The 12,926-nt window shown below is 71.1% G+C and carries 11 protein-coding genes; 1 reads left to right on the top strand and 10 read right to left on the bottom strand.

The features are described from left to right. Nucleotides 1–53: 53 nt before the first annotated feature. From OOJ98_RS21220 to OOJ98_RS21195, 6 genes are all read right to left on the bottom strand, one after another. Nucleotides 54–1,238, bottom strand: a complete 1,185-nt coding sequence (locus OOJ98_RS21220; RefSeq protein ID WP_267056511.1) for a YncE family protein — start codon at nt 1,236–1,238, stop codon at nt 54–56. Beyond that, a complete protein-coding gene (locus OOJ98_RS21215) occupies nt 1,238–2,047 on the bottom strand; it encodes a polysaccharide deacetylase family protein (RefSeq protein ID WP_267057050.1) in 810 nt (269 codons plus the stop codon). The genes OOJ98_RS21220 and OOJ98_RS21215 overlap by 1 nt, the downstream gene beginning before the upstream one ends. A 381-nt stretch (nt 2,048–2,428) precedes the next feature. Beyond that, a complete protein-coding gene (locus tag OOJ98_RS21210) occupies nt 2,429–2,932 on the bottom strand; it encodes an ATP-binding protein (protein ID WP_267056510.1) in 504 nt (167 codons plus the stop codon). Between the two features lie 285 nt (nt 2,933–3,217). Continuing rightward, a complete protein-coding gene (locus OOJ98_RS21205; protein WP_267056509.1) occupies nt 3,218–3,985 on the bottom strand; it encodes an enoyl-CoA hydratase/isomerase family protein in 768 nt (255 codons plus the stop codon). 81 nt (nt 3,986–4,066) lie between these two features. Continuing rightward, a complete protein-coding gene (locus OOJ98_RS21200) occupies nt 4,067–5,308 on the bottom strand; it encodes an Ig-like domain-containing protein (protein ID WP_267056508.1) in 1,242 nt (413 codons plus the stop codon). Nucleotides 5,309–5,580: 272 nt separating this feature from the next. Further along, nucleotides 5,581–6,810, bottom strand: a complete 1,230-nt coding sequence (locus tag OOJ98_RS21195) for an Ig-like domain-containing protein (protein ID WP_267056507.1) — start codon at nt 6,808–6,810, stop codon at nt 5,581–5,583. Between the two features lie 140 nt (nt 6,811–6,950). Between OOJ98_RS21195 and glgX the strand changes: the two genes are divergently transcribed. Continuing rightward, nucleotides 6,951–9,224: a glycogen debranching protein GlgX gene (gene glgX, locus OOJ98_RS21190; protein ID WP_267056506.1), complete on the top strand. Its 2,274-nt coding sequence runs from the start codon at nt 6,951–6,953 to the stop codon at nt 9,222–9,224. 21 nt (nt 9,225–9,245) lie between these two features. On the opposite strand, the gene OOJ98_RS21185 is transcribed toward glgX, so the two are convergent. From OOJ98_RS21185 to OOJ98_RS21170, 4 genes are read right to left on the bottom strand one after another with little or no spacing between them, the layout of a single operon-like run. Continuing rightward, on the bottom strand, nt 9,246–9,890 hold the full coding sequence (locus tag OOJ98_RS21185) for a response regulator transcription factor (RefSeq protein WP_323177918.1): 645 nt from the start codon (nt 9,888–9,890) through the stop codon (nt 9,246–9,248). Next, nucleotides 9,880–11,148, bottom strand: a complete 1,269-nt coding sequence (locus OOJ98_RS21180; RefSeq protein WP_267056505.1) for a sensor histidine kinase — start codon at nt 11,146–11,148, stop codon at nt 9,880–9,882. Before OOJ98_RS21180 ends, OOJ98_RS21185 begins: the two co-directional genes overlap by 11 nt. Nucleotides 11,149–11,207: 59 nt before the next feature. Then, nucleotides 11,208–11,990 carry an ABC transporter permease gene (locus tag OOJ98_RS21175; protein WP_267056504.1) on the bottom strand — a complete coding sequence of 261 codons (783 nt, stop codon included), beginning with the start codon at nt 11,988–11,990 and terminating at the stop codon, nt 11,208–11,210. Continuing rightward, nucleotides 11,987–12,889 carry an ABC transporter ATP-binding protein gene (locus tag OOJ98_RS21170; RefSeq protein ID WP_267056503.1) on the bottom strand — a complete coding sequence of 301 codons (903 nt, stop codon included), beginning with the start codon at nt 12,887–12,889 and terminating at the stop codon, nt 11,987–11,989. The genes OOJ98_RS21175 and OOJ98_RS21170 overlap by 4 nt, the downstream gene beginning before the upstream one ends. Between the last annotated feature and the right edge of the window lie 37 nt (nt 12,890–12,926).

Here is a 12,926-nt window from a genome sequence, read left to right as displayed (position 1 = left end):
CCCGGGTCCGTGGACTCCGGGGCACCTTCGCCGCGGCGCGCGCCGGCCGGTGCTCAGCGGAAGATGCCGGTGTGGCCGAGCGAGTACCGGCCGGGCTGCGGGTAGACGGCGAGTCCGTGCGGGCCCGAGCCGACGGGGATGCGGGCCAGCTCCTTGCCGGTGGCGGTGTCGATCGCGTACACCTCGGCGTTGTAGCGCCCGGACAGCCACAGGACCTTGCCGTCGGCGGAGACGCCGCCCATGTCGGGGCTGCCGCCGTCGGGCAGCTCCCACTTCTTGGTCAGCTTGTTCTTGGTGAAGTCGAAGATGGAGATGGTGCCCTCGCCGCGGTTGGAGATGTACATCTCCTTGGAGTCGCGGCTGATGTACAGGCCGTGGCAGCCCTTGCCGGTGGGCAGCAGGGTCGGCTTGTCGAACGTGTCGCCGTTCAGGACCCACATGCCGTGCGCCATCATGTCGGCGACGTAGAAGGTCTTGCCGTCCGGGGACATCTTCACGTCCTGCGGCATCGCCCCGTCGAAGGGGAGCTTCTGCTGTCCGACGACCTTCATCTGCTCGGTGTCGACCTTGAGGAGTTCGCCGGAGAACTCGCAGGAGACGATGAAGTACCGGCCGTCCATGGAGAAGTCCGCGTGGTTGACGCCCGCGCACGTCACCGGGACGGTCTTGACGCGGTTCATGGTGACGGGGTCGCGGAAGACGAGCTCGCGGTCCATCGAGGCCATGACGATGGCGTACTTGCCGTTCGGCGTGAAGTAGAGGTTGTACGGGTCGGAGACCTGCACGGTGCGTCCGGTCTTGCCGGTCGCCGGGTCGATGGCGGTGAGCGAGTCGCCGAGGTCGTTGTTGACCCACAGCGTCTTCATGTCCCAGGACGGCACGACGTGCTGCGGCTGGTGGCCGACCGGGATCGTCTCGATCACCTTGTACGTGGCCGGGTCGATCACGGAGACCGTGTTGGAGTTGGTGTTGGGCACGTACACGCGCGGCAGGAAGTTCTTCACGGCCGGCTGAAGGGCGTTCGGCCGGTCCGCGGCGTAGGCGTCCTTGGGGTCGAGCACCGGCGGCATCCCCGGCAGGCCCTGCGGCACGGTCTTCTTGACGACGGCGGGCGGGACCGCCGCCTTGGAGCCGAGCGCCTCGTCCTTGTGGTCGGATCCCGATCCGCAGCCGGCGAGGGCCGCGAGCAGGGCGGCCGCCGAGAGCAGCGCGGTGGTCGTCTTCGTTACGGTCGGCATCAGATCAGCAGCTCCGTGGTCGTGACCGCGCGCAGTCGGCGGCGTTCCAGTTCGGCGAGTAGGACGGGCAGCGCGGCGACCGTGTCCGCATAGCCGAAGTGCAGGCTCACCACCGATCCGTTGCGGATCTGCCCGGTGACGTTGCGGGTCACGGCCGAGGCGCCGGGCGAGGTGAAGTCGAGGGAGTCGACGTCGTACGACAGGACGTGCGGGTATCCCGCGCGGCGGGCCAATTTCTGAACGAGCGGCGTCGCGTACTGGGTACGGGAGGGCCGGAACCACGTTCCGATGGAGCCGGTGAGGCGGCGCAGGCGGTCCGCGCAGCCGGTGATCTCGGCGTAGGCCTCCGCCTCGTCCATGGTGGAGATGTCGGTGTGGTGGAGGGTGTGGTTGCCCAGCTCGTGGCCGCCGTCCAGGATGCGGCGGGCCATCGCGGGCTGCTCGTCGAGCCAGGTGCCGACGGCGAGGACGGTGACGCGGGCGCCCGCCTTCTCGGCCTCGCCGAGCAGGGTGGTGGCGATCTTCGGATCGCCCTGGCCGTGGAAGGTGAGGGCGACCTGGGGGCGGCCCGGGGGTCCGCTGCTGATCTGGACCGGGAGGCCGGGGAAGGAACGGGGGGCCGGCGCGGGGCGGGGCGCCTGGGGACGGGCGGCGGCCGCCGCGGAGGCGGACGGCGGCGTCGGGGAGCCGGCCGGCCGGTGGCCGCTCCGGTCGTCCGAACAGCCTGCCGTCAGCGCCCCCGCGATGGCCGCGCCCGCCCCGGCGCGCAGGGCGCTGCGGCGGTCGACCGCACGGGGTGATGGATTCAGCACATGGACATTTAAGTGCGCCGAAGGGTGATTTGTAATGATTGACCCATTTCAGGACCTTTGCGGGTCGCGCTCGGCGCGCTCCGGGAGGTGGCGTCCAGATCGACGATTCACTCATCGGTCTCGATACTTATTCATGCTTTAGAAGGTGCGTGCTCTAGCTCACCTACGATTCACAGCTAAACTGTGATGGTTTCAGCCATTATGTCCGACTAAGGACTTTTGATGATGGGCCGCCCATCTGTCATAGTCGGAGCCACGACCCCCATTGACCCGGGCCAGGTCGTCTTCAGTCGCCGTGGATCACACCCCCCCAGATTCACGGCGCTCCTCAGAAGCCCCCGCGGCGCCGCACCCGGCAGCCAGGGGGCTTCTGCGATGTCAGCGGTCGGCGACCCGCATCTCGAACCAGGTGGTCTTGCCGCGCGGCAGCAGATCCACGCCCCAGCGGTCGGACAGCTTGTCGACGAGGAAGAGCCCCCGGCCGCTGACGTCGAGCTCGTGCACCGGCATCAGACAGGGCAGCCCGCGCGAGGGATCGCGGACCTCGATCCGGATCCAGCCCCGGCGGCGCAGCATCCGCAGACCGAAGACGCGGGCCCCGGTGTGGCGGACCGCGTTGCCGACGAGTTCGGAGACCAGGAGCACCGCGTGCTCCGCCAGGGTCGGCGAGAGCGCCCACTGACGCAGGACGACGGACTGGGTGATGCGGCGGGCCGTCGCCGCGGACTCCGGGCGCGACGCAAGGCGCACCTCGCCCTCCGTCGGATTACCGAACAACTCCAGCGCCTTCAGCGCCAGTTCGTCGTCGGCGGACGGCATCCATCGCGCCGCGGTCGCACTCACGCGCTGCGCCGGTTGTTCCACACCCTCCAGCCCCGCCATGCCACCATCATGGCGGCCCGGCGCGGACAGCGGGGCCGTTCCGAAGGAATCGCGCCCCCGGAACCTGACGTTCCGGAGGCGCGGTTTGGCATATGACGGGGGCAGAAAGAGGGCCGGTGCACCCCTCCTGACCTGCGATGACCTGGTGCGATTACGTGATCACCAAGCGTTCCGGAAGGGTTTTCCTTAAGGTTCCCTTAAGGCTGTGCTAATCCCCCCACAGGGTGTACACACCGCCACCACATGTACAAGCGGCGTTGACCGGCCCCCTCAACTCCGGCTCCGTCAGAGGAACTTGGCCTTGCCCGGACCGTCCTCGACGAAGCTGCGCATGCCCCGCTCGCGGTCCTCGGTGGCGAACAGCCCCGCGAACCAGTTGCGTTCGATGGCGAGCCCGGTGTCGAGGTCCGCCTCCAGGCCGGCGTCGATCGACTCCTTGGCGGCGCGCAGCGCGATGGCCGGGCCCTTGGCGAGCCGCGCGGCATAGGCGAAGGCCCGCTCGTACACCTCGGCGGCCGGTACCACCTGGTCGACCAGGCCGATGGCGAGCGCCTCGTCCGCCTTCACCTGGCGTCCGGTGAAGATGAGGTCCTTGGCCCGGGACGGGCCCACCAGACGGGCCAGGCGCTGGGTGCCGCCGGCGCCCGGAATGAGACCGAGCAGGATCTCCGGCTGGCCGAGCTTGGCGTTGTCGCCGGCGATGCGGACGTCGGCGCAGAGCGCCAACTCGCAGCCGCCGCCGAGCGCGTAGCCCGTGACGGCCGCCACGACGGGCTTGGGGATCCGGGCGACGGCGGTGAAGGAGTCCTGCAGCGCACGGCCGCGCACGACCATGGCGGCGTGGTCCATGGCCTGCATCTCCTTGATGTCCGCGCCGGCCGCGAACAGCTTCTCCCCGCCGTACAGGACCACGGCCCGCACGTCCTCGCGGCGGGCCGCCTCCTCGGCCAGCTCGCGCAGCCTGTCCTGGGTCGCGACGTCGAGCGCGTTCATCGGAGGCCGGTCCAGCCGGATGGTGCCGACGCCTTCGGAAACTTCGAGGTTCACAGTCATGCAGGCAGGTTAACGCTCACTAACGACGAGGGACCCGGTGCTGTGAGCCACAGCACCGGGTCCCTCGGAGTTCGTCGGGGTCTACTTGGTCCACTGCGCCCAGGACAGGTTCCAGCCGTTGAGACCGTTGTCGGGCTGGATGACCTTGTCCTTGGAGTTCTTCACGACGACCACGTCGCCGATGAGGGAGTTGTTGTAGAACCAGGCCGCCGGGGTGGACGGGTCGCCTGCGCCGCGCGCGTCGCGCAGACCGACGCAGCCGTGGCTGGTGTTGGCCGAGCCGAACACCGAGGGGGCGCCCCAGTAGTTGCCGTGGATGAAGGTGCCCGAGCCGGACAGGCGCATCGCGTGCGGCACGTCCTTGATGTCGTACTCGCCGCCGAAGCCGACGGTGGCGCCGTTCATGCGCGTCACCTCGTACTTCTCACTGATGACCATCTGCCCGTTGTACGTGGTGTTCTGCGGCGAGCCCGCGCTGATCGGGATGGTCCTCAGGACCTTGCCGTCGCGCTCGACCTTCATGGTGTGGGCGCTCGCGTCGACCGTGGAGACCTGGGAGCGGCCGATGGTGAAGTGGATGGTGCGGGTCTGCTTGCCGTAGACGCCGGGCCGGCCCTCGACGCCGTCCAGGTTCATCTTGACGGTGACCTTGGTGCCGGGCGCCCAGTAGTTCTCGGGCCGGAAGTCGAGGCGGTCGTTGCCGAACCAGTGGCCCTCGACCGGGACGGACGGCTCGGCGGTGACGGTGATCGCCTTCTCGACCGCGTCCGGGTTGGTGATGCCCCGGCTGAAGTTGAGCGAGACCGGCATGCCGACGCCGACCGTGGAGCCGTCCTCGGGCACGTACTGCCCGATGAAGGTGTTCGTCGGGACGAGGGTGGTGAAGGTGGTGTCCTTGGCGGACTCGCGGCCCTTGGCGTCCTTGGCGACCGCGTGGACCTTGTACTGCGTCGCGGAGGCGAGGTGCTGGTCCGGAACCCAGCCGAGGCCGTCGGCGGATATCTTCCCGGCGACCGGATTGCCCTTGCTGTCGGCGACCGCGACCGCGGACAGCTTGCCCTTGTCGGCGGATATCTTCAACGCGCCGTTGGTGGCGACGTCCTTGGCGTTGTCCGCCGGGGCGATGGTGACCACGGCCTCCGACGCCTTGGTGTCCTCGGCGGCGGACCCCGGCTTCGACGCGGCGCTCCCCGAACCGTCGCCCCCGCCACACGCGGTGACCAGAAGCAGCAACGCGCCGAAGATGAGGGCCAGCAGTGCGCTGCCCCGGCGCCCGCGCCGTCCGGCCATGGCCGGAGCGCCCGAAATTGGCTGCCCGTTCAAGACTGTTTCTCCCCTCGCACGGCGTGGCCCCGCCACCGCCCGCACTCACTCACCCCCGCGCACGTCCACGCGCACGCACGGCGCTAGATAATCACACCGAACCGGGCCCCGACCTCCCTGTCCATGTCACCGTTCAGTCCCAAGTTTTCCTGGGACTCTCAGGCGAAACACAGAAACCGTTCCCGGTTGGTCGGGCCGGGAACGGTCGTGGGCCGTGCGTTGGTGGGGTGCCGGGAAACCGCCGGGGAACGGCGCGCGCGGCACCGGGCGGATCAGGAGACCGCGGAGCCCGCCTTCCACTTCGCCCAGTCCATGTTCCAGCCGCCGAGCCCGTTGTCCGGGGCGACCTGGCGGTCATGGGAGTTGACCACCTCGACGATGTCGCCGATGAGGGTGCGGTCGAAGAACCAGCCGGCCGGGGTGTCCGAGCTGCCGCCCTTCACATCGCGCAGCCCCACGCAGCCGTGGCTGGTGTTGGTGTTGCCGAACGTGCTGGAGGGCGCCCAGTAGTTGCCGTGCAGGAAGGTGCCGGTGTTGGTGAGCCGGATCGCGTGCGGCACGTCGGGGATGTCGTACTCGCCGCCGAAGCCGACGGTCTGGCTGTTCATCCGCGTCACGTCGTACATCTCCGTGACCACCATCTTGCCGTTGTACGTGGTGTTCTTCGGCGAGCCCGCGGAGACCGGCAGGGTGGAGACCAGTTCGCCGCCGCGCCGCACCTCCATGGTGTGGGCCTCGGCGTCCACCAGGGACTCCTGGGCCCGCCCGACGGTGAAGCCGATCGTCTTGTCCTGGATGCCGTAGACACCCGGCGCCGCGACGACGTCGCGCAGCCGCATGTCGACGGTGACCTTGGTGCCGGGGGCCCAGTACTTCTCGGGCCGGAAGTCGAGCCGGTCCTTGCCGAACCAGTGGCCCTTCACCGCCACCGGGGGCTGCGAAGTGATCCGGATGGCGCGCTCGACCGCCGCCCGGTCCTTGATCGCCTGGTTGAAGTTGAAGGAGACGATCATGCCGATGCCCACCGTGGAGCGGTTCTCGGGCTTGAAGTAGCCGATGAAACGGTGCTCGGGCACGAAGGTGGTGAACGTGGTGTGGCGGGCCTGGCGGCGGCCGTGGCCGTCGAGCGCCACGGAGTCCACCGTGTAGAGCGCGGCCAGCTGCAGCGCCCCCGCGTTGGGCGTCCACGTCAGGCCGTCCTCGGAGATCCTGCCCGGCACCTCCTCGGGCTGGGCGTCCTCCGTCTTCATCACCTTGACCCGCTCCAGGCGCCCGCCCGGCACCCGCACCTCCACCTTCTGGTCCGCCATGACCCCCTTGGCCCCGTCGTCCGGGGTCACCAGGATCGCCTCCTGCGGCGTCAACGGCTTGCCGCCGATGTCACCGATGTCCAGGGTGCCGCCCGAGCACCCGGTCAGCGCGGCCACCAGGACCGCCGTCAGTCCTGCCCATGCCAGGGCGGCGGCCGTGCCCGCCCCTGCCCGCTTCAGTACGTCTCTCACGACCGGCCCAACGACCACCCCCCGCCGGGGGAAACGTGAGTACGAGGGCTGTTGCGGGAAGAACAAGGGGAAGGACACGCACGGGGAGCCGCGGCCGGGACGCCGCGGCTGCCCTGTGCCGAGCCGCGGGAGGCCGTCAGGTGTCGAGCGCAGCCGAGCAGGAGGCAGTGCGGGGTGCCGCCGGGAGCGCGCCCGATATCAAGGGCGCGCCCGACCGGGAGGGGCGCCGGAAGGTGAACGGCCACCGGGGTGAACCGGGGGCCCTGCGCCCCCCTGTCTGGCCGGGCGCCCCCACCCCGCTCGGGGCCCGCTTCCGGGTCGGCCCGGACGGGGTGGCGGGCACCAACTTCGCGCTGTGGGCGGGCGGCGCCGAAGCGGTCGAGCTGTGCCTGTTCGACCCGGCGGGCACCGAGACCCGGCTCGCGCTGAGCGAGCTGACCCATGAGATCTGGCACGGCTTCGTGCCGGGCGTACGGCCGGGCCAGCGGTACGGGTTCCGCGTCCACGGACGCTGGGACCCGTGGACGGGGGCCCGCTGGAACCCGGCGAAACTGCTCCTCGACCCGTACGCACGGGCCGTCGACGGCGACTTCGTGCTGCCGCCCGAGGTGTACGGGCATGTGCGCGACTGGCCGCAGCAACAGGTCGCGGACACCGTGCGCGACGACCGCGACTCGGCACCGCACGTGCCCAAGGGCGTGGTCGTCCAGGACGACGACGACTGGGCGGACGACCACCGGCCCAAGACGCCCTGGTCCGACTCGGTCATCTACGAGCTGCACGTGCGCGGCTTCACCCGCCTCCACCCGGAGGTCCCCGAGCGGCTGCGCGGGACCTACGCGGGGCTCGCCCATCCGGCCGCGATCGAGCATCTGGTGCGGCTCGGCGTGACGGCGGTCGAGCTGCTCCCGGTGCACCAGTTCGCCCACGAGGACCATCTGCTGCGGCGCGGTCTTCGCAACTACTGGGGCTACAACTCGATCGGCTACTTCGCCCCGCACGCCGCGTACTCGGCGAGCGGCAGCACCGGGCAGCAGGTCGGCGAGTTCAAACGGATGGTGCGGGCGCTGCACGCCGCCGGCATCGAGGTCATCCTCGACGTGGTCTACAACCACACCGCCGAGGCCGGGGAGCTGGGGCCGATGCTGTCGCTGCGCGGCATCGACAACCGCGGCTACTACCGCCTCCAGGCCGACGCCCGGCGCTACGCCGACTACACCGGGTGCGGCAACACCCTCCATGTGGTCCAGCCCCACGTACTGCGGCTGATCACCGATTCGCTGCGCTACTGGGTGACCGAGATGGGCGTGGACGGCTTCCGCTTCGACCTGGCGGCGGCGCTCGCCCGCTCGATGCACGACGTCGACATGCTCTCCCCCTTCCTCGCCGTGATCGCCCAGGACCCGGTACTGCGCCGCGTGAAGCTGATCGCGGAGCCGTGGGACGTGGGCAACGGCGGCTACCAGGTCGGCTCGTTCCCCCCGCTGTGGACCGAGTGGAACGACCGCTACCGCGATGCCGTACGGGACTTCTGGCGCGGCGCGCTGCCCGATGTGCGCGACCTCGGCTACCGGCTCTCGGGCTCCAGCGACCTGTACGCCTGGGGCGGCCGGCGGCCGTACGCGTCGATCAACTTCATCACCGCGCACGACGGGTTCACCCTGCGCGACCTCGTCACGTACGAGCGCAAGCACAACGAGGGCAACGGGGAGGGCAACCGGGACGGCACCCACGACAACCGGGCCTGGAACTGCGGGACGGAGGGCGAGACCGACGACCCGGGGATCAACGCGCTGCGCCGCCGCCAACTGCGGAACCTGCTCACCACGCTGCTGGTGTCGACGGGCGTGCCGATGCTGGTCGCGGGTGACGAGATGGGCCGCACCCAGGGCGGCAACAACAACGCGTACTGCCAGGACGGCGAGGTGAGCTGGGTCGACTGGTCGCTCCTGGACCAGCCCGGCTCGCGCCGTTTGCTCCAACTGACCACGCGACTCATCGAGTTGAGGCACCGCCACCCGGTGCTGCGCCGCCGCGCGTTCTTCTCGGGCCGCGCGCAGGGCGCGGACGGGCTGCGGGATCTCGCCTGGTTCACCGCGCGGGGCCAGGAGATGACGGAGCGGGACTGGTACGCGCCGGCCGCCACCCTCGGCCTGTACCTGTCCGGCCGCGACATCCCCGGGCGCGACGCCCGGGGCGCGCCGGTCACCGACGACAGCTTCCTGATCCTGCTGCACTCCGCGGACCGCCCGGAGAGCTGTGTGCTGCCGGGCCCGCCGTGGGCCGCCTCGTACGAGGTGGTCGTGGACACCTCGGAGGAGGACCAGGAGACGGCGCCGGGGCGGGTGCATCCGGGCGGCGCGACGGTGACGCTGCCGGCCCGGTCGGTCCTCGTCCTGAAGGTGGCCGAGTAGGGGGCCGGGGGCCCGGCCGGGCTAGCCGAGGATCTTGCGGTCGTACGCCACCGCGACCGCGGCGGCCCGGTCCTTCACGCCCAACTTGCCGTAGATGTGGGTGAGATGGGTCTTCACCGTGGCCTCGCTGATGAACAGGGCGCGGGCGATCTCGCGGTTGGAGGTGCCCTTCGCGACCAGTTCGAGGACCTCGCGCTCACGGCCGGAGAGCGGCTCGCCCGCGGGCACCGCGGGGGTGCGCACCGCGGTGACCAGGCGGGAGGCGACCGCGGGCGACAGCACCGTGCGGCCCGCGGCGGCGGCCCGCACCGCGGTGAACAGCTCCTCGCGCGGGGCGTCCTTGAGCAGATAGCCGGTGGCGCCGGCCTCGATCGCGGGGAGCGTGTCGGAGTCGGTGTCGTAGGTGGTGAGGACGAGGACCTTGGAACGCAGTGCGCGCCGGGTCAGTTCGGCGATCGCGGCCACTCCCCCGCCGCCCGGCATCCGCAGGTCCATCAGGACGACGTCCGGGTCGAGCCGCTGGGCGAGGTCGACACCCTCGACGCCGTCGGAGGCTTCACCGAGGACTTCGAAGCCGTCGGCGGAGGCGAACATGCCGCGCAGACCGTCCCGGACTACGGGGTGGTCGTCGCAGATCAGGAGGGTGATGATGGCGTCAGTGGTCATGGGGGACCAACGGTACGCGGGCCGAGACGGCGGTGCCATGGCCGGGCTCCGATTCCACGACGACGCTGCCCGCGATGCGTTCGGCGCGGGCCCGCATCCCGTCGAGGCCGAAGCCGCCGGTGCCGGAGCGGGCCGGAAGGGCGAGCGGGTCGAAGCCCCGGCCGTCGTCGCGGACGTCGAGGGAGACCTCGTCGCCCATGAAGGAGAGGGTGACGCCGACGCGGGAGGCGTGCGCGTGGCGGCTCGCGTTGGCGAGGGCCTCCTGGGCGATGCGCAGCAGGGTGGCCTCGATCTCGTCGTGGAGCTGGACGGCGGTGCCGGTCACCGTGAAGTCGGCGCGCACCGCGTGCCGGGCGCCCCATTCGGCGACGGTCTTCTTCAACGCCTCGTGCAGCAGGTCGTGTTCGAGGTCGAGGGGGCTGAGGTTCTGCACCGAGCGCCGGGCCTCGCCGAGGCTGTGCCGGGCCAGTGACTGGGCGCTCGCGAGGTGGTCGCGTACGAGGTCGGGGTCGCTGCTGCTCGTGACGACCTGGAGCTGGGCGATGATGCCGGCCAGGCCCTGGGCGATGGTGTCGTGGATCTCGGCGGCGAGCCGGCGGCGTTCGTCGGCGACGCCCGCCTCGCGTGCCTGGAGCAGGAGTTGGGCGTGGAGGGCGGCGTTCTCGTCGAGGGCCTGCTGGAGGCGGGCGTTGGTGGTCTCCAGCTCGGCGATGGTCTCGGTCTGCACCCGGGCCCGTTCGTCCTCCTGCGCGGCGAGGTGTCCGAACACGGTGAGCAGGACGCAGTTGATGACGAGCACCGCGCCGAACACCACCCACCCCATCGTCCCCTTGGGCGGCAGCCCGCCGGACTGCGAGCCGGCCATGGTGACGGCGGTCGCGAACAGGCCGACCCGCACGATACGCCGGGGCAGCACCGCCTGAGCGCCGAAGTAGCCGCAGACCGCGAAGAACGCGAAGAACGGGTTGAGCCAGGTGAGCGCGAAGGCGAGGGCCCAGCGCAGGAAGTAGTAGACGGCTCCGGCGGCGCTCGGCCCCGGCCGGGCGCGGCGCAGCCGGTCCCAGCCGAGCTGGAGGAGCAGGGCGCCGCCGACCAGGGCGAGCGCGGCCCCGCGGGCGGCGGGGCTCATCAGCAGGTCGGCGGTGGCGGCCGCGGCGAGACAGCCGATGAACAGCAGGCCGAAGGGGCCCCAGCGGTGGAACACCTCCCAGCGTTCCTCCACCAGGTCGCGCTTCGCCTCGTTCGCCCCGTCGCTCATGGCACCAGTGTCATCCACCTGGACGCCGCCGCCGGTACCGCCCCAGCGGGCCACCGCTGTCATTCCCACCGGAACCAGCGGGTCGCGGCCGCGGACAGCAGCACCGTCCACAGGGCGAGGATGCCGAGGTGGTCCCAGCCGGGCCAGTGGCCGGCGGCGGCCTCGGTGAGGGCCTGGGCGGCGGCGCCGAAGGGCAGCAGCTCCACGATGCGGCCCAGCGTGTCGGGCATGGCCTGGACCGGCAGCCACACGCCCGCGCTGAACATCATCGGGAAGAACACCGCGGAGCCGATGGCGTTGGCCACCTTCGAGGTGCGGGAGAGCGCGGAGATGAGGGCGCCGAGGGCGAGCGCGCTCAACACGGCGAGCAGCAGCGCGAGGGCGTAGCCGACAAGCTGGTGCGGCAGCGCCACGTCGAAGGCGAGCCTGCCGACCGTCAGGGAGAGGACGGCGGAGACGAGGGCGGCCGCGCCGTGCAGCCCCACCTGCGCGCCGAGCACGGCGGAGGGCCGTACGGGGGTGGCCGACATCCGGCGCAGGATGCCGCGCTCGCGGTATCCGGTGATGACGGGCGGCATGGCCTGGAGCCCGGCCATGATCATGGAGAGGAGGACGGCGACGGGGACGTAGGCGTCGACGAAGCGGATGCCGCCGAGCGCCTTGTCGGGGTCGCGGAAGCCGGGGATCGAGCCGAGCACGACCAGCAGGACGGTCGGGAAGACCATGATCCAGAAGAGTCCGGCGGGTTCCCGGCGGAAGAGCGTGGCCTCGGTCTTCAGTACGGCGGCGGCGGCCGGACGGGCGGCGCGGCCGGGGGACGGCGGGGTGAGGGTGCTGGTCATGCCGAGGCCTCCGTCAGGTCGAGGAACGCGTCGTCGAGGGTGGCCTCGGAGACACGGAGCTGGTGGGCGGTGATGTGGTGCCGGGCGAGCAGGGTGATCACGGCGTTGACGGTCTCGTCGGTGCCGTGGATGGTGACCCGGCCGTGCTTCTCCTCCACGGCGGCGGCCTGCGGCAGTTCGGTGAGCGCGAGGTCGTCGAGGGGGGCGGAGGGGGTGAAGGAGATGACGGTGGAGCCCGCCGCGCGCCGGATCAGTCCGGAGGGCGTGTCCAGGGCGGCGACCCGTCCCTTGTCGATGACGGCGACCCGGTCGCAGAGGCGCTGGGCCTCCTCCATGAAGTGGGTGACGAGCAGGACGGTGACGCCGCCGGCCCGTACGTCCTCGATCAGCTTCCAGGTGTCGCGGCGGGCCCGCGGGTCGAGCCCGGTGGTGAGTTCGTCGAGGACGACCACCCGGGGGTTGCCGATGAGGGCGAGCGCGATGGACAGGCGCTGCTTCTGCCCGCCGGACAGCTTGGCGAAGCGGGTGGTCAGCTTCTCGGTGAGCCCCAGGCGTTCGGCGAGCGGGCGCCAGTCGGCCGGGGCGGGGTAGAAGGCGGCGTACAGCTCCAGGGCCTCGCGCACCGTGAGCTTGGGCTGGAGTTCGCTCTCCTGGAGCTGGGCGCCGAGGACCCGGGTCACCTCGTCGTGGTCGGCGACCGGGTCGTACCCGGCCACACGGATCGTCCCGGCGTCCGGGACGCGCAGCCCCTCCACGCACTCGACGGTGGTGGTCTTGCCGGCGCCGTTGGGGCCGAGGATCCCGAAGATCTCGCCCTCCTCGACGCTGAAGCTGACGCCGTCGACAGCGGGCCTGCGGCCGTAGGCCTTGCGCACTGCGTTGACTTCGATGATTGCCATGCCTCGAGAATCCCGGCCCGAGGGGGTCCGCCACATC

This window comes from Streptomyces sp. NBC_00083 (assembly GCF_026343295.1).
Lineage (GTDB): Bacteria > Actinomycetota > Actinomycetes > Streptomycetales > Streptomycetaceae > Streptomyces.
This window is presented reverse-complemented; position numbering and strand designations above follow the sequence as displayed.